Source organism: Streptomyces sp. NPDC003327, assembly GCF_053589515.1.
Genome location: NZ_JBSFSA010000030.1, coordinates 63,809 through 81,295, shown reverse-complemented (window position 1 = coordinate 81,295; position 17,487 = coordinate 63,809). Strand labels below are relative to the sequence as shown.

General features: G+C 73.3%; 16 protein-coding genes. 6 read left to right on the top strand and 10 right to left on the bottom strand.

The genetic code is table 11. The annotated features are described in order from the left end of the window. Positions 1-230 precede the first annotated feature (230 nt). Positions 231-1,556 carry a UDP-glucose dehydrogenase family protein gene (locus tag ACWDVG_RS21925; protein ID WP_451701019.1) on the top strand — a complete coding sequence of 442 codons (1,326 nt, stop codon included), beginning with the start codon at positions 231-233 and terminating at the stop codon, positions 1,554-1,556. Positions 1,557-1,643: 87 nt separating this feature from the next. Here the strand turns inward: ACWDVG_RS21925 and ACWDVG_RS21920 are convergent, their stop codons facing one another. The 4 genes from ACWDVG_RS21920 to ACWDVG_RS21905 form a co-directional block, all read right to left on the bottom strand. After that, positions 1,644-2,567, bottom strand: coding sequence for a membrane dipeptidase (locus ACWDVG_RS21920; RefSeq protein WP_451701018.1), 924 nt, complete (start codon positions 2,565-2,567; stop codon positions 1,644-1,646). A 150-nt stretch (positions 2,568-2,717) separates the two neighbouring features. Then, complete coding sequence (locus tag ACWDVG_RS21915) at positions 2,718-3,923, bottom strand: dipeptidase (protein ID WP_451701017.1); 1,206 nt, start codon at positions 3,921-3,923, stop codon at positions 2,718-2,720. Further along, the gene (gene purE / locus ACWDVG_RS21910) at positions 3,920-4,417 is read right to left on the bottom strand and encodes a 5-(carboxyamino)imidazole ribonucleotide mutase (RefSeq protein ID WP_451701021.1); all 498 of its coding nucleotides are present in this window, start codon (positions 4,415-4,417) and stop codon (positions 3,920-3,922) included. The genes ACWDVG_RS21915 and purE overlap by 4 nt, the downstream gene beginning before the upstream one ends. Positions 4,418-4,436: 19 nt before the next feature. Then, a complete protein-coding gene (locus tag ACWDVG_RS21905; protein ID WP_451701016.1) occupies positions 4,437-5,576 on the bottom strand; it encodes a 5-(carboxyamino)imidazole ribonucleotide synthase in 1,140 nt (379 codons plus the stop codon). Between the two features lie 175 nt (positions 5,577-5,751). Between ACWDVG_RS21905 and ACWDVG_RS21900 the strand changes: the two genes are divergently transcribed. Then, positions 5,752-6,267, top strand: a complete 516-nt coding sequence (locus ACWDVG_RS21900; RefSeq protein ID WP_451701015.1) for a GtrA family protein — start codon at positions 5,752-5,754, stop codon at positions 6,265-6,267. A gap of 84 nt (positions 6,268-6,351) precedes the next feature. On the opposite strand, the gene ACWDVG_RS21895 is transcribed toward ACWDVG_RS21900, so the two are convergent. Together ACWDVG_RS21895 and ACWDVG_RS21890 are read right to left on the bottom strand one after the other, a co-directional pair. After that, positions 6,352-7,623, bottom strand: coding sequence for an ATP-binding protein (locus ACWDVG_RS21895; RefSeq protein WP_451701014.1), 1,272 nt, complete (start codon positions 7,621-7,623; stop codon positions 6,352-6,354). 9 nt (positions 7,624-7,632) lie between these two features. After that, on the bottom strand, positions 7,633-8,310 hold the full coding sequence (locus tag ACWDVG_RS21890; RefSeq protein WP_451701013.1) for a response regulator transcription factor: 678 nt from the start codon (positions 8,308-8,310) through the stop codon (positions 7,633-7,635). Positions 8,311-8,737: 427 nt separating this feature from the next. Here ACWDVG_RS21890 and ACWDVG_RS21885 point away from each other — a divergent pair, with 427 nt between their 5' ends. Next, positions 8,738-10,243 (top strand): peptide MFS transporter, encoded by a 1,506-nt coding sequence (locus ACWDVG_RS21885; RefSeq protein WP_451701012.1) that lies wholly within the window; start codon positions 8,738-8,740, stop codon positions 10,241-10,243. A 106-nt stretch (positions 10,244-10,349) separates the two neighbouring features. On the opposite strand, the gene ACWDVG_RS21880 is transcribed toward ACWDVG_RS21885, so the two are convergent. Both ACWDVG_RS21880 and ACWDVG_RS21875 read right to left on the bottom strand, forming a co-directional pair. Next, complete coding sequence (locus ACWDVG_RS21880) at positions 10,350-10,769, bottom strand: ATP-binding protein (RefSeq protein WP_451701011.1); 420 nt, start codon at positions 10,767-10,769, stop codon at positions 10,350-10,352. Between the two features lie 104 nt (positions 10,770-10,873). After that, on the bottom strand, positions 10,874-11,242 hold the full coding sequence (locus ACWDVG_RS21875; protein WP_451701010.1) for an STAS domain-containing protein: 369 nt from the start codon (positions 11,240-11,242) through the stop codon (positions 10,874-10,876). Between the two features lie 220 nt (positions 11,243-11,462). Between ACWDVG_RS21875 and ACWDVG_RS21870 the strand changes: the two genes are divergently transcribed. The 3 genes from ACWDVG_RS21870 to ACWDVG_RS21860 all read left to right on the top strand — a co-directional run bounded on the left by ACWDVG_RS21870 (position 11,463) and on the right by ACWDVG_RS21860 (position 15,888). Beyond that, on the top strand, positions 11,463-12,359 hold the full coding sequence (locus ACWDVG_RS21870) for an RNA polymerase sigma factor SigF (RefSeq protein ID WP_451701009.1): 897 nt from the start codon (positions 11,463-11,465) through the stop codon (positions 12,357-12,359). 158 nt (positions 12,360-12,517) lie between these two features. After that, entirely contained in the window at positions 12,518-13,714 is a 1,197-nt protein-coding gene (locus tag ACWDVG_RS21865) for a DegT/DnrJ/EryC1/StrS family aminotransferase (RefSeq protein ID WP_451701008.1), read from the top strand. Next, a complete protein-coding gene (locus tag ACWDVG_RS21860) occupies positions 13,711-15,888 on the top strand; it encodes a lipopolysaccharide biosynthesis protein (RefSeq protein ID WP_451701007.1) in 2,178 nt (725 codons plus the stop codon). Before ACWDVG_RS21865 ends, ACWDVG_RS21860 begins: the two co-directional genes overlap by 4 nt. Positions 15,889-15,907: 19 nt before the next feature. On the opposite strand, the gene ACWDVG_RS21855 is transcribed toward ACWDVG_RS21860, so the two are convergent. Further along, entirely contained in the window at positions 15,908-16,972 is a 1,065-nt protein-coding gene (locus ACWDVG_RS21855; RefSeq protein ID WP_451701006.1) for a glycosyl hydrolase, read from the bottom strand. Further along, entirely contained in the window at positions 16,969-17,439 is a 471-nt protein-coding gene (locus ACWDVG_RS21850) for a hypothetical protein (RefSeq protein WP_451701005.1), read from the bottom strand. Before ACWDVG_RS21850 ends, ACWDVG_RS21855 begins: the two co-directional genes overlap by 4 nt. Positions 17,440-17,487 lie beyond the last annotated feature (48 nt).

Here is a 17,487-nt window from a genome sequence, read left to right as displayed (position 1 = left end):
CCGCGAACGGGACGATCTTCGCCTCCGCCAGCGCACGCACCGACTCCCGGAGCATCTCGTGCTCCTCGGAGGGCCGATACAGGTCGAAGTCCTTGGAACCCACCGCTCACTCCCACGCTTGCTTGCTAACTACCGTTAAGTAACTCGAATGGTAGGGCGTGGCCGGGCGGCGGGCCAGGTCCCGACTATGCTCGGGCAGGCATTCCGCCCGACGTCCCTGGAGTCCACGCATGGCCCTCAAGATCACCGTCATCGGCACCGGCTACCTGGGGGCGACCCACGCGGCGGCGATGGCGGAGCTCGGCTTCGAGGTACTGGGGCTCGACGTCGTCCCGGAGAAGATCGAGCTGCTGGCCGCGGGCCGCGTCCCGATGTACGAGCCCGGTCTGGAGGAACTCCTCGCCCGGCACGTCGCCGGGATCGAGGGGTCGAGCGGCCGACTGCGGTTCACCACCTCCTGGGAGGAGGTCGGCGCCTTCGGCGACGTGCACTTCGTCTGCGTCAACACCCCGCAGAAGCACGGCGAGTACGCCTGCGACATGAGCCACGTCGACGCCGCCTTCACCTCCCTCGCCGGAGTCGTCCGCGAAGGGGCCCTGGTCGTCGGCAAGTCGACCGTTCCGGTCGGCTCGGCCGAGCGGCTCGCGGCGCTCCTCCCGGACGGCGTCGACCTGGCCTGGAACCCGGAGTTCCTGCGTGAGGGCTTCGCCGTGCAGGACACCCTGCACCCGGACCGGATCGTGGTCGGCGTGCGCGACGAGCGGGCCGAGAAGCTGCTGCGCGAGGTGTACGAGGTGCCGGTCGGCGAGGGCTCGCCGTTCGTCGTCACCGACTTCCCCACCGCCGAGCTGGTCAAGACGGCCGCCAACTCCTTCCTCGCCACCAAGATCTCCTTCATCAACGCCATGGCGGAGGTCTGCGAGGCCGCGGGCGGCGACGTCGCCAGGCTCGCGGAGGCCATCGGGCACGACGACCGGATCGGCGCCAAGTTCCTGCGCGCCGGGATCGGCTTCGGCGGCGGCTGCCTGCCCAAGGACATCCGGGCGTTCATGGCCCGCGCGGGCGAGCTCGGCGCCGACCAGGCGCTCACCTTCCTGCGCGAGATCGACTCGATCAACATGCGGCGGCGCGGCCAGATGGTGGAGATGGCCCGCGAGGCCCTCGGCGGGAACTCCTTCCTCGGCCGCCGGGTGGCCGTGCTCGGCGCCACCTTCAAGCCCGACTCGGACGACGTCCGCGACTCGCCCGCGCTCAATGTGGCCGGACAGATACACCTCCAGGGCGGCCAGGTCACGGTCTACGACCCGAAGGGCATGGAGAACGCCCGCCGGGTCTTCCCGACCCTCGGCTACGCCGACTCCGCGCTCGACGCGGTCCGCGGCGCGGACGTGGTGCTCCACCTCACGGAGTGGCGCGAGTTCCGCGAGCTCGACCCGGCGGAGCTGGCCTCCGTGGCGTCCTCGCGGGTGCTCCTCGACGGCCGCAACGCCCTCGACGGCGAGCGCTGGCGCGCCGCGGGCTGGACGTACCGGGCGATGGGCCGCCCGCGCTCCTGAGGAGCCCGCCGTACGACGGAGGGGGCACCGCCCGGGCCGGGGGCGCCCCCTCCGTCGTACGCCGACGTCCGCGTCCGGCGGCGGCGGTCAGGCCGCGACCGGGCGGATCCGGTTCGTCCGCGCCAGGAACTCGGTCTCGCGCAGCGCCCGGGTGGTGTTGGCGTGGGCGAGGCCGACCAGCTCGCCGGCCGGCCAGCCGCGCCGCAGCAGCTCCGCGAAGAGCGGGACGTAGCCGGCCGCGGGGGCGGTGACGTGCGAGAGGCCGGTGCAGTGCGGGCCCGCCACGGCCCTTACCCGGTCGAGGACGTCGGCGGTGGCCGCCGGGTCGTCGGTGACCGTGACCATGCAGACGGCGCCGTTCGCGCCGAGCGGCGCCAGCACGTCGTCCGGCAGCTCCTCCGGCGCGGCCCGGGTCAGCAGCGCGGGGGCGCGGGTGACGTCGAGGACGCGGCGGACGGTGTCCGGGTCGGCGCCCGACAGGTCCACGGCGAGGCCGATGCGGTTCATCTCGCGCACCGCCTCGCGGGCGAAGCGGTCGAAGCGGGTGAGGTTCACGGCCCGCACGCCCAGCGCGTGGTACGCCCGCAGGGTGGCGGCCGAGCCGCCGAGGGCGCTCCAGCCGACCGGCCCGAGGACGGCGGCGACCCGGCCGCAGTTCCCGGCGTGGGCGATCTCGGCGGTGCTCTGCGCGATCCGCAGGGCCTCGGGACAGGCGGCCACGAGCGCCCGGACGGCGTCGATCCTGCGGAGGGTCCCGATGACGCCCTCGTCGGCGTCGACGAGCAGGGACCAGAACTGGGCCCCGGCCTGCGCCGCCCGGGGCGGCGGGAGGTCCTCGGGGTCGAGCGACCTCGGCAGCTCGGCGTACCCCTCGACGACCGGCTGCGCGGCGAGGATGGCGCGGGCCCGGGCCGTCTCGTCGAGCGGGGTGGGCGGCGGCTCGGGGACGTCCGGCGCGCCGACGGCGGCGGGGGCGGCAGAGAGGGGGGAATGGTCGTCGAGATCTGCCATGGTGCTACTCCGGAATCGGTGACGCAGTACTACCCCGCCGGAGGCGGCGGGGCAGTGCTCTCCACCGTGTCACCGGCCCCCTCGGGGGGCGCGGTGAACGGGGCCGTTCGGGTGAGCCCCCGGTGACGTGCGGCGACGGTGCCGGTCGGGCTAAGCGGCGGCGGGCCCGTCGAGGACGTCGAGGGTCGCGTTCGACGGGGCCGTACGGCTCCGCAGGTCACGCGAGACCGCCTCCGCGTCGCGCAGCACGCGGACCGCGTTGGACCAGGTCAGCTTGGCGAGGTCGGGGCGGGACCAGCCGCGGTGGAGGAGCTCCGCGATCAGGTTCGGGTAGCCCGCGACGTCGTCGAGACCGGCCGGGGTGAAGGCGGTGCCGTCGTAGTCGCCGCCGATGCCGATGTGGTCGATGCCGGCGGCCTCGCGCATGTGGTCGAGGTGGTCGGCGACCGTGGCGACGGTGGCGACCGGGCGCGGGTCCTCCTCCTCGAACGCCCGGTGGAGCCGCATGGCCGCCGGGGTGGTGTCGAGGTGGTGGAAGCCGTGCGCGCGGAGGTTCTCGTCGGCGCGGGCGGTCCACGCGACGGCCGCGGGCAGGATGAACTTCGGCACGAAGGTGGCCATGGCGACGCCGCCGTTGGCGGGCAGCCGCTCCAGGACGTCGTCCGGGACGTTGCGCGGGTGGTCGCAGACCGCGCGGGCCGAGGAGTGCGAGAACACCACCGGCGCGGTGGAGGCGTCGAGCGCGTCACGCATCGTGGTGGCGGCCACGTGCGAGAGGTCGACGAGCATGCCGCAGCGGTTCATCTCGCGGACGACCTCGCGGCCGAAGGCGGAGAGCCCGCCGACGCGCGGCTCGTCGGTCGCCGAGTCCGCCCAGTCGTTGTTCTCGTTGTGCGTGAGGGTCATGTAGCGCACGCCGAGGGCATGCAGCGCGCGCAGGGTGGCGAGGGAGTTGTTGATCGAGTGGCCGCCCTCGGCGCCCTTGAGGGAGGCGATCCGGCCCTCGGCGCGGGCCGCCTCCATGTCGTCGGCCGTGCGGGCGGGCGCGAGGTCCGCCGCGTACCGCTCCAGGAGCTGGTCGACGATGTCGATCTGTTCCAGGGTGGCGCTGACGGCGTCGTCGCCGGCCAGCCGGCCGGGCACGTACACCGACCAGAACTGGGCGCCGACCGCGCCGGCCCGCAGCCGGGCGAGGTCGGTGTGGAGCGCGCCGGTCTGGTCCGCGCCGATGTCCAGCTTGTCGAGGTCGTAGCGCGCGTGCTCGCGCAGCGCCCACGGCAGGTCGTTGTGGCCGTCGACGACGGGGTGGCCCGCGAGCAGCTCGCGGGCCTCCGCCAGGTGGTCGGCCGCGCTCACTTGGCGAAGCCGAACGCCGCCGAACCCTCGACCTTGGCGCGCAGCCGCTTGCCCTTCTCCGTCGCCTGGTCGTTCAGCTCCTGCTGGAACTCCCGCATCCGGGCGAGCAGGTCGGCGTCGTGCGCGGCGAGGATCCGGGCCGCGAGCAGGCCCGCGTTCCGGGCGCCGCCGACGGAGACCGTGGCGACGGGGACGCCGGCCGGCATCTGCACGATGGAGAGCAGCGAGTCCATGCCGTCGAGGTACTTCAGCGGCACGGGGACGCCGATGACCGGCAGCGGGGTGACCGAGGCGAGCATGCCGGGCAGGTGGGCGGCGCCGCCGGCGCCCGCGACGATCGCCTTGAGCCCGCGGCCCGCGGCCTCCTCGCCGTACGCGATCATCTCGCGCGGCATCCGGTGGGCGGAGACGACGTCGACCTCGTACGGGATCTCGAACTCGTCCAGGGCCTGCGCCGCGGCCTCCATCACGGGCCAGTCGGAGTCGGACCCCATGACGATGCCAATGAGCGGATTACTCAACGATCGTTCCTCGCAGGTAGTCGGCGGCGTGACGGGCGCGCTCCAGCACGTCGTCGAGGTCGTCGCCGTAGGTGTTGACGTGACCGACCTTGCGGCCGGGCTTCACGTCCTTGCCGTACATGTGGATCTTGAGCTGCGGGTCCCTGGCCATGCAGTGCAGGTACGCCGCGTACATGTCCGGGAAGTCGCCGCCCAGGACATTGCACATCACGGTCCACCGCGCGCGGGGGCGCGGGTCGCCGAGGGGCAGGTCGAGGACCGCCCGGACGTGGTTGGCGAACTGCGAGGTGATCGCCCCGTCCTGGGTCCAGTGGCCGGAGTTGTGCGGGCGCATCGCGAGCTCGTTCACGAGGATGCGGCCGTCGGTGGTCTGGAACAGCTCGACGGCGAGGTGGCCGACGACCCCGAGCTCGGAGGCGATGCGGAGCGCCAGCTCCTGCGCCTGTCCGGCGAGCTCGTCGGGCAGGTCGGGGGCGGGGGCGATGACCGTGTCGCAGACGCCGTCGACCTGGCGGGACTCCACGACGGGGTAGGCGACGGCCTGGCCGTGCGGGGAGCGGACGATGTTCGCGGCCAGCTCGCGGACGAAGTCGACCTTCTCCTCGGCGAGGACCGGGACGCCGGCGCGGAACGGGTCCCGCGCGTCCTCCTCCGTGCGCACGAACCAGACGCCCTTGCCGTCGTAGCCGCCGCGCACGGTCTTCAGGATGATGGGGAAGCCGCCGACCTCGGCGGCGAACGCCACCGCGTCGGCCGGGTCCGCGACCATGCGGTGCCGCGGGCTCGGCGCGCCGATCTCGGTCAGCTTCGCCCGCATCACCCCCTTGTCCTGGGCGTGCGCGAGGGCCTTGCGGCCGGGGCGGATCACGACACCGTCCGCCTCCAGGGCGGCCAGGTGCCCGGCGGGCACGTGCTCGTGATCGAAGGTGATCACGTCACAGCCGCGCGCGAAGTCACGCAGCGTGTCCAGGTCGCGGTAGTCGCCGATGACGACGTCACCGACCACCTGCGCCGCGGAGTCCTGCGGGGTGTCGCTGAGGAGCTTGAACTTGATGCCGAGGGGGATGCCGGCCTCGTGGGTCATGCGGGCGAGCTGCCCGCCTCCGACCATGCCTACTACGGGGAACGTCACCCTCTTAGGGTATCCGCACAATCCGGATGACCCGTTCGGCTGTGTGTTGACACAGGCGCGACGGGGCAGGATCGCAGTTTCGGGAGCGGGCAGACGTTCACCGGACGGGCTGGTTAGCATGGATTTGGTTGACGTCATCCGGACGTCAGATGACCGGACGGATCGGGCGACCACCATGAGCGAACCGGGCGCGCTGCGCACGAAGCTGGACCAGCTCGCCCGCGAGGTGGTGAAGTTCGGCGCGGTCGGCGGCCTCGGCGTCCTCGTGAACATGGCGGCGTTCAACCTGGTGCGCAACGCCACGGACCTGCCTGTGGTCCGGGCCAGTCTGATCGCCACGGTGATCGCCATCGCCTTCAACTACGTCGGCTTCCGTTACTTCACGTACCGGGACCGCGACAAGTCCGGGCGCACCCGCCAGCTGACCCTGTTCCTGCTGTTCAGCATCGTCGGCATGGTGATCGAGAACGGGATCCTGTACGCGGCGACGTACGGCTTCGGCTGGGACTCCCCGCTCCAGAGCAACTTCTTCAAGTTCTTCGGCATCGGCGTCGGCACGGTCTTCCGCTTCTGGTCCTACCGCACCTGGGTCTTCCGCGCGCTGCCCGCGAAGGAGGCGGTGCAGGAGGCCGAGGCGCTCCTGGAGCGCGCCCCGCGGCAGGCGGCCCGCCGCCAGCCCGACCACGTCTGACCCGGCCACGTCCGACCCGGCCGCTCCCCCGTCCGCCCCGGCCGCTCCCCCGGCCGCTTCGTACGGCGCCGGGCCCGGAGGGTGTCACCGTACGGGGCGCTGCCCCTGGTCGCGGGAGACGCCGCGGACCTCACGGCCCAGAAAGAGGGCGAAGACCGGCGGCTGCTGCTGGAGCAGCTCCAGGCGTCCGCCGTCCGCCTCCGCGAGGTCGCGGGCGACGGCCAGGCCGATGCCGGTGGAGCTGCGGCCGCTGACCGCCCGCTCGAAGATCCGCGCGCCGAGGTCGGCGGGGACGCCCGGGCCCTCGTCCGTGACCTCGATCACGGACTGGTTGCCGGTGACGCGGGTGCGCAGGGCGACCGTGCCGCCCCCGTGCATGAGCGAGTTCTCGATGAGGGCGGCGAGGACCTGGGCGACGGCGCCCGGGGTGCCGACGGCCCGCATGCCCTGCTTGCCGGAGCGGACGATGGCCCGGCCGGCGCTGCGGTAGGCGGGGCGCCACTCCTCCAGCTGCTGCTTGATGACCTCGTCGAGGTCGAAGGCGATCGCGGAGCCCGTCCGGGGGTCGCGCGAGTTGGTGAGCAGCCGCTGGACGACGTCGGTGAGCCGCTCGACCTGGGTGAGGGCGATCGTGGCCTCCTCCTTGACCGTGTCGAGGTCGTCGGCGAGGGCGACCTCCTCCAGGCGCATGGAGAGGGCGGTGAGCGGGGTGCGCAGCTGGTGGGAGGCGTCGGCGGCGAGCCGGCGCTCGGCGGTGAGCATCCGGGCGATGCGCTCGGCGGAGGCGTCGAGGACGTCCGCGACCCGGTCCAGCTCGGGCACGCCGTACCGCTTGTGGCGGGGCCTGGGGTCGCCGGAGCCGAGGCGTTCGGCGGTCTCGGCGAGGTCGGTGAGCGGGGAGGCCAGCCTGTTGGCCTGGCGTACGGCGAGGAGGACGGCGGCCACGACGGCGAGCAGCGCCACGGCGCCGATGATCAGCAGGGTGCGGCCGACCTCGGCGGTGATGGTGGAGCGGGACTCCTCGACGGTCACGGTCTCGCCGCGCTCGCCCTCGGCGACGCCGCGGATGACGCTGCCGGTGGGGCGGGTGCCGATCTCGATGGACGGGCGGCCGGGGATGCTGATGAGGGCGTACCGCTTGGCGCCGCTCTGCTCGGCGAGGATGTCGGGGTTGACCGGCTCGCCGCCGATCAGCCGGCTGTCGACGATGGAGACGATCCGCAGGGCCTCGGAGTCCACGCTCTCCTGGGCGCTGCTGGTGATGGTGCGGGTCTCGACGATCACGAGCGACACGCCGAAGACGGCGATGACGACGAGCACCACGGCGAGCGTGGAGTTGATGAGGCGGCGGCGCACGGCTCGGGATCAGCTCTTCTCGAAGCGGAAGCCGACGCCGCGGACGGTGGCGATGTAGCGGGGGTTGGCCGCGTCGTCGCCGAGCTTCTTGCGCAGCCAGGAGATGTGCATGTCGAGGGTCTTGGTGGAGGACCACCAGGTGGTGTCCCAGACCTCGCGCATCAGCTGGTCGCGGGTGACGACCCGGCCGGCGTCGCGGACGAGGACGCGCAGCAGGTCGAACTCCTTGGCGGTGAGCTGGAGCTCCTCGTCGCCCATCCAGGCGCGGTGCGACTCGACGTCGATGCGGACGCCGTGGGTGGCGGGGGCGACGACCGGCTCGGCGCTGCCGCGGCGGAGCAGGGCCCGGACGCGGGCGAGGAGTTCGGCGAGCCGGAAGGGCTTGGTGACGTAGTCGTCGGCGCCGGCGTCGAGGCCGACGACGGTGTCGACCTCGTCGGCGCGGGCGGTGAGGACCAGGATGGGGACCGTGTGACCGTCGGCACGCAGCCGGCGCGCGACCTCCAGGCCGTCCATACCGGGCAGGCCCAGGTCGAGCACGACCAGGTCGACGCCGCCCTGGAGTCCGGCGTCGAGGGCGGTGGGGCCGTCCTCGCGGACCTCGACCTCGTACCCCTCTCTCCGCAGGGCGCGGGCCAGCGGTTCCGAGATGGATGCGTCGTCCTCGGCGAGCAGTACACGGGTCATGCGCTGATGGTAGTCCGCACGGGTGGCGGGCCGGGGCGGGATGCGCGGGCCGGGCGGGGGCCCTGTGGATCAGGGCGCGTAACCTGGTGATGACCTTCGAATGGCGGCCGTTGGTTCCTTCGTCACCTGTGATCCATCTCTCAAGTCCTTCCATATCCGGCACTGTCGTGTCGTATGGTGGCGAGACGTCTGATGCGGTAATCAGGGACCTTTGGCCCGCTTCGTGCGCCGAGGCCCTCTTTCCCGCACGGGCCGGCCCTGCCGGCCCCGGGACGGTGAATGACCTGCGGGCCGGGTCCCGTCGTGCGAACGAGCGCGGCGGGGCGTGGATCCCGGCAGGGGTGCGAACACTCCCGCCGGTGCCGGCCTCCCCCACCGGGCGCGACCCGCTCACAAGGCGACGCGTCCCGACAGAGCAAGGATCGACATGGCGGCACCCCCCGTTTCCGTGGGTTCGGAGAAGACCTTCTTCGGGCATCCCCGCGGCCTCGCCACCCTCTTCATGACCGAGATGTGGGAGCGCTTCTCCTACTACGGCATGAGGGCGCTTCTCGTCCTGTACCTGGTCTCCGGTGGCGCCGACGCCGCCGTGGGCAGCCAGGGTGGCGGCCTCGCCATGACGGCGGCCACGGCCACGGCCATCTACTCGGTGTACGTGTCGATGGTCTACCTGATGGCGATGCCCGGCGGCTGGTTCGGCGACCGCGTCTGGGGCGCCCGCAAGACGGTCGCCATCGCCGGTTTCGTGATCATGGCCGGTCACCTCTCCCTGGCCCTGCCCGGCCAGGCGATGTTCTTCGTCGGCCTGGCGCTCGTCGCCGCCGGCTCCGGCCTCCTCAAGGCGAACATCTCGACGATGGTCGGCCACCTCTACGACGGCCCGGACGACCCGCGCCGTGACGGTGGCTTCACGCTCTTCTACATCGGCATCAACCTCGGTGCCTTCGTCGCCCCGTTCGTCGTCGGCACCGTCGGCGAGAAGGTCAACTGGCACCTCGGCTTCGCGCTGGCCGCGGCCGGCATGGGCCTGGGCCTGCTCCAGTTCCTCATCGGCACGAAGAACCTGAGCCCGAAGAGCAACGTCGTCCCGAACCCGCTGAGCCCGGCCGAGCGGAAGACGATCCTGGTCAAGGTCTGCCTGGTCCTGGTGCTCGCCGCCGCCTTCTACGGCGTCGTCGTCGCCCTCGGCATGTACACCCTGAACTGGGCGCTCGTCCCGATCACCCTCGCGGGTCTGGTCATCCCGGTCGCCGTCCTGGTCCGCATCAAGCGCGACAAGGACCTGTCGACGACCGAGCAGTCGAAGATGACCGGCTACATCTGGTTCTTCGTCGCCGCCGCCGTCTTCTGGATGATCTACGACCAGGGTGGTTCGACCCTGTCGCTGTTCGCCGACGACAAGACCGCCGACACCGTCTTCGGCTTCGGCTTCCCGGCTACCTGGTACCAGTCGCTGAACCCGCTCTTCGTCATGGCGCTGGCACCGGTCTTCGCCTGGCTGTGGCTGTGGCTGGCCCGCAAGAACCAGGAGCCGAACACCATCGTGAAGTTCGCGATGGGCCTGGTCCTGGTCGGCGCGTCCTTCTTCGTCTTCGTCGTCCCGATGAACATGGCGGGCGGCGGCGACAAGGTCTCCCCGATGTGGCTGGTCTCGATCTACATGATCCAGACCATCGGTGAGCTGTGCCTCTCGCCGGTCGGCCTCTCCGTCACGACGAAGATGGCGCCGCAGAAGTACGCCTCCCAGATGATGGGCGTCTGGTTCCTCGCCGTCACGGCGGGTGACTGCACCACCGGTCTGCTGTCGCTGGCCGGGGTCGACCTGAACGGGACGGGGATCATCGCGATGGAGGCCTCACTGGCCGTCGTCGCGGGACTCGCGATCTACATGTACCGCAAGAAGGTCCAGAGCCTCATGGGCGGCGTCCACTGACGTCCGCCGGGCCCGTACGAAGGCCGCCGCACCGCTTCCGGTGCGGCGGCTTTCGCCGTTTCCGGAGGGGGGAAGGCCTACGCGGGGACGCCCTGCGCGGGGAGCCCTACGCGGGCGCGGCCAGTTCGGCCCAGACGGTCTTGCCGGGGGCGCCGGGGACGCGCTCGATGCCCCAGTCGAGGCAGAGCCGCTGGACGATGAACATGCCGTGCCCGCCGGGCCGTCCGGCGCGGTGCGGGGTGCGCGGGGCGGGCTGGCCCGCGCCGAGGTCGGTGACCTCCAGGCGCAGCGCGCTCGGCAGCAGCAGCACGCGGAGCTGCTCCGGGCCCTCGGCGTGCAGACAGGCGTTGGTGACGAGTTCGGAGACGACCAGCAGGACGTCCTCGGCGGCGGCCCTGCGGTCGGCGGTGGCGGCGGGGAGCCAGCCCCACTCCCGCAGCGCCGTCCTCGTGAAGTCGCGGGCGAGCGGCACGGTGCCGCTGGTCCCGCCGAGGGCGAGCGTACGGACGTCGGAAGCTTGGTCCATCGGCGCTTCACCTCACCGGTTGACGGGACAGGGACTCAGGGGCACAGGAGCGGAGGAGGGGGCACCGCGGGCGCGGGGGCACGGGCGGGGGCCACGGCCCCGCCTCAGCCGGGCAGTGCCGTGTCGAGCGAGTCGTGCAGGGTGAACACGGCGTCGGCTCCGGTGATCTGGAAGACCCGGGCCACGGCGGGCCGCATCGCCACCAGGTGGACCCCGCCGCCGGCGGCGTCCGCCCGCAGCCGCGCGCCGAGGAGCACGTTGAGCCCGGTCGAGTCGCAGAAGCCGAGCTCCGAGCAGTCGACGACGATCCGTGACCGGCCGGCGTCGAGGGCCTCGTCGAGCGGCGCGCGCAACAGGTCCGCGGTGTGGTGATCGAGCTCACCCGCCGGCACCAGGACTTCGCTGGCGCCCACGGTCCGGACCTCGACCCGCAGCCGCCCGGGCGGGGCGGAGCCGATGTGTTCGCGGTCCATGGCCGTGCCTCTTCTCGCTGTCGCGGATGGGAGTGACGTGATCGAACCCTACAAGCGGGTCGGCCCTCTGTGCACATGAGGTCTGCGCACAACGGGACGAAAGGGATTATTGGCACTTGCAACGATCCGGGTCGAGCCGGTAGGGCTAGAGGAGAACACCCGACACGGCCGGCTTTGGAGGCGCCGCAAACCGCAGCAAGCAGAACGACGGAGGAAATCCATGTCACCCCGGCTCGACGCCCCGCGTACCCCCGACGCGCCGTCGGCACACGTCCCCAGTCCCACCCCGCACCACCCGCTCGCCGAGCTTCCGGAACTCCCGGACCTCCCCGAGGCCCCCGGCAAGGTGGCGCCCGGCGACGCCCGCGCCCTCTCGAAGCACCTCTTCGCCCGGCTCGCCGAGCTGGAGGAGGGCACCCACGCGTACGCCTACGTGCGCAACACGCTCATCGAGCTCAACCTCGCCCTCGTACGGTTCGCCGCCGCCCGCTACGGCACGCGCAGCGAGCCCATGGAGGACATCGTCCAGGTCGGCACGATCGGCCTGATCAAGGCCATCGACCGCTTCGAGCCGGCCCGCGGCGTCGAGTTCCCCACCTTCGCGATGCCCACGATCATCGGCGAGATCAAGCGCTTCTTCCGCGACACCTCGTGGTCCGTGCACGTGCCCCGCAGGCTCCAGGAGCTGCGGATCGACCTGGCGCGGGCCGGCGACGAGCTGTCCCAGCGCCTCGACCGCGCCCCCACCGCCGCCGAGCTCGCCGAGGAACTCGGCATCGGCGAGGACGAGGTCGTCGAGGGCATGGTCGCGGGCAACGCCTACACCGCGAGCTCGATCGACGCCCAGGCCGACGAGGACGAGGACGGCTCGCTCCCCCTCGCCGACCGGCTCGGCTACGAGGACCACGGCCTCACCGGGATCGAGTACATCGCCTCCCTCAAGCCGATGATCGCCGCGCTGCCCGCCCGCGAACGGCTCATCCTCTCCCACCGCTTCGTCGCCGGCATGACCCAGTCGGAGATCGCCGCGGAGCTCGGCATCTCCCAGATGCACGTCTCCCGGCTGCTGGCCCGCACCCTCGCCGGGCTGCGCCGCGGCCTCACTCTGGAGGAATGAGCCCCGCAACCTCCGCCCGGCCGCCAAAATGGTCGCGGAAAGGGCCCGTTCACGGTCGACCGACCCGTGAACGGGCCCTTTCCGTACGACCGGAGGGCCTTGTTGACGAGCCGTCCGGAATGGGCCACATTGAGCCCGGGGTTTCAGGGGGGAAACACATGGTTTCTGCGTACGCGGAACTGGAAGAGCGCATGCGCGTACGGCTCGGGGGACGGGAGTGCCTCTACGTGCCGTCGTGCCGCTTCGGCCTCTACCTCGCGCTGCGCCACTGGTGCAGACCCGGCGGCCGGGTGCTGATGTCACCGGTCAACGACGACGTCATCTTCTTCGTCGTCCTCGCCGCCGGGCTCCGGCCCGTGCAGGCCCCGCTCGACCCGCGGGACGGCTCCGTCGACGCGTCGGCCGTCCCCGAGTCCGTCTGGCAGGACCTCTCCGCCGTCCTCACCACCAACCTGTACGGGAACCCCGACCCGGCCCCGGAGCTGCGCGCCCACTGCGACCGGCTCGGCATCCCGCTGATCGAGGACGCCGCCCACGCGATCGGGTCCGTCTCCGGCGGCCGCCCGGTCGGCACGTACGGCGAGGCCGCCGTCTTCAGCCTCTCCAAGCACACCGGCGCCAAGACCGGCGGCTTCCTCGCCCTGGCCGACCCGGCGCTGCGGGACGCGCTGACGGCCGCCCGCGAGGAGCTGCTGCACCCGACCCGTACCGGTGCCGAGCTCGCGTACCTGCTCCGGCCGTACGCCGAGGCCACCGTGCGCGGACTGCGCCTGGTCAAGACCGCCCACGCGGCCGTGCGGCTGCTCGGCCGTGCGGAGCGGGAGGAGATACGGATGCCGCTGCGGGCCGACGAGCTGAAGCAGGCGCTGCCCGCCGCGCCCGCCCTCGCCCCCTTCCACTCCTGGATCCGGGTCGACATGCACGACTACCGCCTGCGCCCCGGCCCCGGGCGCCTGCGCCGCACCGCCCGCGGGCTCGCCCGGCTCGACCGCGTCCTCGCCGCACACCGCGCGGGCACCGCCCGGCTCCTGGAGAGCGAGTACGGCACGCCGCCGAGCGCCGGAGGCCCGGCCCAGCCGCTGTTCCGGGTGCCGCTGCTCGTCGACGACCGGGCCGCGGCCACCGCCGCCCTCGCCCGGCACCGGATCACCACCGGCTACCTCTACGACCCGCCGCTCGACGCCTACGCGGGCGAGCCGTTCACCGACCCCTCCCCCGCGCCGGAGGCCGCCGCCTGGTTCGCCCGGCACGCGCTGCCCGTCGACCCGCGCCGGGCCGGCGAGGTCCTCGCCGTGCTGCGCGGCGCCGGAGTCCGGCCGGTCCGCCCGCCGCAGGCCCCCGGCGGCGCCCGGTGACCGAGACCGTGCGGACGCGGGAGCCCGAGCGACCCGCGGCCGAGGCCGAGGACGGCGCCGCGCGGCCCGGCGCGGCCCCCGTCGAAGGGGACTCCGGCGAGAGCTCCCTGTTCCGCAACGCCTACGCCCTGATGCTGTCCACCGGCGTCTCCGCCGCCCTCGGTCTCGGCTTCTGGCTGGTCGCGGCCCGCTACTACAGCGAGGAGGCCGTCGGCCAGGGCTCCGCCGCCATCGCCGCTCAGCGCCTCCTCGCCTCCCTCACCGCCACCACGATGATCGGCGCCGTCGTCCGCTACGTGCCCCGTGCGGGCCGCGCCACCGGCCCGCTCGTGCTGCGCATGTACCTGGTCAGCACCGTCGTCGTCGCCGTGGCCTGCGGGATCTTCCTGCTCACCCTGGACTGGTGGGGGCCCTCCTACGCGCCGCTCGGCACCCTCTCCGCCGGACTGTTCTTCACCGCCTCCTGCGTCGGCTGGGCCCTGCTCACCCTCCAGGACGGCGTCCTCACCGGCCTCAGACGCGCCTTCTGGGTCCCCGTCGGCAACGCCGTCTTCTCCCTCGGCAAGCTCGTGCTGCTCGTCGTCGTCGCCGCCGGGCTCCCCGTCCTCGGCGTCTTCGTCTCCTGGTCGGCGGCGATCGCGCTCTCCGTGGTGCCGCTCGCCTGGCTGGTGTTCCGGCGGCTCATCCCCCGCCAGGCCCGCGCCGACCGGGACCGCGAGCCGCCCACCCTGCGCGAGATCGGCCGCTTCATGGCCGGGGACTCCGTCGGCGCCCTGTTCAGCCTCGCCATGATCAACCTGCTGCCGGTGATGGTCGCCGTCCGCTTCGACGCCGCCCACAACGCCTTCTTCTACACGGCGTACACCGTCGGCGGCACCATGGAGTTCATGGCCATCAACATGGCCTCCTCGCTCACCGCCCACGCCTCCCACAGCCCCGAGTCCCTCGCCGAGGGCGTCAAGGGCGCGCTGCGCCGCATGGCGCTGCTGCTCGTCCCCGTCGTCCTCGTCCTCGTCGTCCTCGCCCCGCTGATCCTCGCCCCCTTCGGCCCCGACTACGCCGAGCACGGCACCACCGTGCTGCGGCTGCTCGCCGCCGCCGCGCTGCCCCGCGTCGCCGTCGAGCTGTACATCGGCGTGCTGCGCGTCCAGGGGCGGACGGGCGTGCTCGCGGTCCTCCAGGGCGCGATGTGCGTGCTGGTGCTCGGCAGCGCCGCCGTCCTCGTCGGGCCGCTCGGGATCGCCGGGGCCGGGGTCGCCGCGCTCGGCTCGATGACGCTGATGGCGGTGGTCTCCGCGCCCGGCCTGCGGGCCGCGCTCAAGGGCCGGGCCCCGGCCGAACGGCCCCGGGCCTCGGCCCGCGTGAAGGAGCGCGCCGAGGACGGGTACGGCACGAGCTGGGCGCGCGAGAGCGCCTATCTGCGCGGGGCGCACGAGTCGGTGACGCCCGCGTTCGGCATCCCCGTCTTCGTACCGCCGGAGCGCCCCGACGGGGCCCACGGCCGCCCGGCGGCAGCGGCGGGCCCCGGGCCCGGGCCGACGGCGGGGACGAGGGCCGGGGCAGGGCCGGGCGGGGCCGGGGCGGTGTCGGGCGGGGGCGCCGGGGCGCCGAGCCGGGCGGAGCTGCTGCTGTGGGTGCTCCTCGGGACCGCCACCGCGCTCTTCTGGTTCCCGCTGGTCCGGGCCGAGGGGCTCGCGGTCGAGCGGCTCTCCGGTACGGAACTCCTCGCCGCCCTGCCGCCGCTGACGCTCGCCGCCGGGCTGCTGCTCGTCGCGCTCCAGGGCGCCGCGGTCGGACTGCGCTCCTTCCGGCCGGACTTCGCCGCCACGGTGCTCCTCGCGACCTTCCTCGCCCTGCACACCGCGCCGCCGCTGCTCGGGCTCCGGCCGCCCGAGGCGGCCGGGCCGGGTGCCGGGCTGCTCGGCGGGGGCGTGGCGGGCGCCGCGGCCCCGGTCGTGGCGCAGGCGCTGTGCCTGCTGCTCGCGGGCGTCCTGCTGCGGGTGCTGGGCGCCGGGACGCGGCTGACGGCCGGGGTGGTGTGGGTGCTGGTCTGGGCGGGCTGGGCGGGACAGCAGGCCTTCGCCGCCGCCCCGCTGCCGCCGCTCCTCGGTCTGGCCGGGGCCACCATGGCGGTGTGCGCCTTCCGGGGGCTGACCGGCGCCCGGCGCCGCTGAACCCGTCCCGCGCGGGGGTTCAGCGGCGCGGCAGGGGCTGCTTGAAGTACGGGTCCCGGCCCGCGGTGCGGTAGCCGTCGAGGCCGGGTCCCGCGTCGACGGTGAGGTCGCAGCCGGGGCCGGGGACGGCGCGGTTCCAGTGGACGTACGCCTTGGCCTCGGGGAGGGTCGGCGCCACCCGCGGGATCTCGGTGTACCAGTCGCGCTGGCGCTCCGGCCTCTTCGGGTCGGGGGCGGTGGAGAACTCCGAGAGCATGACGGGCTTGGTGGCGGAGACGTTCGCGCGCAGCCAGTCGTAGCTGGGGCGCTGGCTCCTGTCGAAGTCGAGCCAGTTCGGCGACTTGTGGCAGAGGTAGTAGTTGTACTGGTCCATGCCGATCCAGTCGACGTACGCGTCGCCGGGGTAGAGCGCCTTCATCTGCTCGGCGTTGCCGAGGTAGCCGGAGACGGTCCACACCCACACCACGTTGGTGACGCCGAGCTTCTCGAAGCGGTCGCGGAGGTGGCGGTAGGCGGCGACGTACTCCTCGGGCGTGCCGGCGCCCTCGGGGATGCGGAAGTCGGCCTCCTGGTCGAAGGAGAAGAAGACCCGCTTGCCGTAGGCCTTGACGCGCAGGGCCTGCGGGTCTATGACGGAGGCGTCGTACGCCCCGGAGGCGATGTTCTTCCAGCCGAGCTGCTTCTCGGTCCAGTTGGCGTGGTGCTTCTCGGTCCAGACGGTGGACTCCCAGGCCAGCATGAGGAGCCGGTCGCGGCCGAGCTCGATCTCGTCCGGGGTGAGCAGCTGGCCGTCGGCGGCGCTCCCCGACATGTCGTGGTACGTGTAGACGAGGTCGAGCTTGCGGCCGATCTTCTTCTCGAAGGCGTACACCGGCCGGGTGAGCGAGCTGTCCTCGTCGTACGGGATGTACGCGCCCCACCAGGCCCCGCAGGGGGCGACGAGCCGGGCGTCCGGGAGGCACCGGTCGTCGCCGCCCTCCGCGACCGTCGCCCACACCCCTATGCCGGCGGTGAGCGCGCCGACGGCGGCCAGCGCCACCGCGAGCCGTCCGGCGGCGGTGCCCTTGGCGTGCCGCCCGGTCACCGGCCCCCACCGGGCCTTCGTTTGCGGAACCCGGACCCGAACCCGGACCCGAAGCCGGTTCCGGGGCCGGACGCGGTGGCGGTCGCGCGCTCGACGGCGCCGCGCGTCGCGGCGGGCAGCGGCACGCCGGGCAGGAGCGCGGCCACCGTCACGAACGCGGCGAGGACCACCATGAAGACGGTGAGCGAGAACGACTCGGCCAGGAACAGGACGGTCGCGACGAGCGTGGCGACGGAGAGGCTGACGGGCGCGGCGAGCGCCAGGGCCTCCAGGCGGGCGCCGGGCCGCAGTCCGAGCGGCTGCGGCATGAGCAGGGCGAGGCCGGGGGCGAGGACGACGAAGGCGAGGACGGGGATCCAGCGGAGCGGGGAGCCGCCGGGGAACGCGGTCGCGGCGAGGGCGAGCCACCCGGAGGCGGCGAGGACGGCTCTGCGCTGCACGCGCGGGGTCAGGCGTGGCTGGGCCATGGGGTACCTCTTCGGTCGGTCGAGGACGGCTGCGGACGGGTCGGGGGG

What these genes read in the sequence shown, in the direction of transcription:
- ACWDVG_RS21875 (WP_451701010.1), bottom strand. Translation starts at nt 11,242, where the DNA reads ATGGACCGCGAACACATCGGCTCCGCCCCGCCCGGGCGGCTGCGGGTC.
- ACWDVG_RS21865 (WP_451701008.1), top strand. Translation starts at nt 12,518, where the DNA reads ATGGTTTCTGCGTACGCGGAACTGGAAGAGCGCATGCGCGTACGGCTC.
- purE (WP_451701021.1), bottom strand. Translation starts at nt 4,417, where the DNA reads ATGGGGTCCGACTCCGACTGGCCCGTGATGGAGGCCGCGGCGCAGGCC.
- ACWDVG_RS21890 (WP_451701013.1), bottom strand. Translation starts at nt 8,310, where the DNA reads ATGACCCGTGTACTGCTCGCCGAGGACGACGCATCCATCTCGGAACCG.
- ACWDVG_RS21885 (WP_451701012.1), top strand. Translation starts at nt 8,738, where the DNA reads ATGGCGGCACCCCCCGTTTCCGTGGGTTCGGAGAAGACCTTCTTCGGG.
- ACWDVG_RS21870 (WP_451701009.1), top strand. Translation starts at nt 11,463, where the DNA reads ATGTCACCCCGGCTCGACGCCCCGCGTACCCCCGACGCGCCGTCGGCA.
- ACWDVG_RS21920 (WP_451701018.1), bottom strand. Translation starts at nt 2,567, where the DNA reads ATGGCAGATCTCGACGACCATTCCCCCCTCTCTGCCGCCCCCGCCGCC.
- ACWDVG_RS21900 (WP_451701015.1), top strand. Translation starts at nt 5,752, where the DNA reads ATGAGCGAACCGGGCGCGCTGCGCACGAAGCTGGACCAGCTCGCCCGC.
- ACWDVG_RS21880 (WP_451701011.1), bottom strand. Translation starts at nt 10,769, where the DNA reads ATGGACCAAGCTTCCGACGTCCGTACGCTCGCCCTCGGCGGGACCAGC.
- ACWDVG_RS21850 (WP_451701005.1), bottom strand. Translation starts at nt 17,439, where the DNA reads ATGGCCCAGCCACGCCTGACCCCGCGCGTGCAGCGCAGAGCCGTCCTC.
- ACWDVG_RS21925 (WP_451701019.1), top strand. Translation starts at nt 231, where the DNA reads ATGGCCCTCAAGATCACCGTCATCGGCACCGGCTACCTGGGGGCGACC.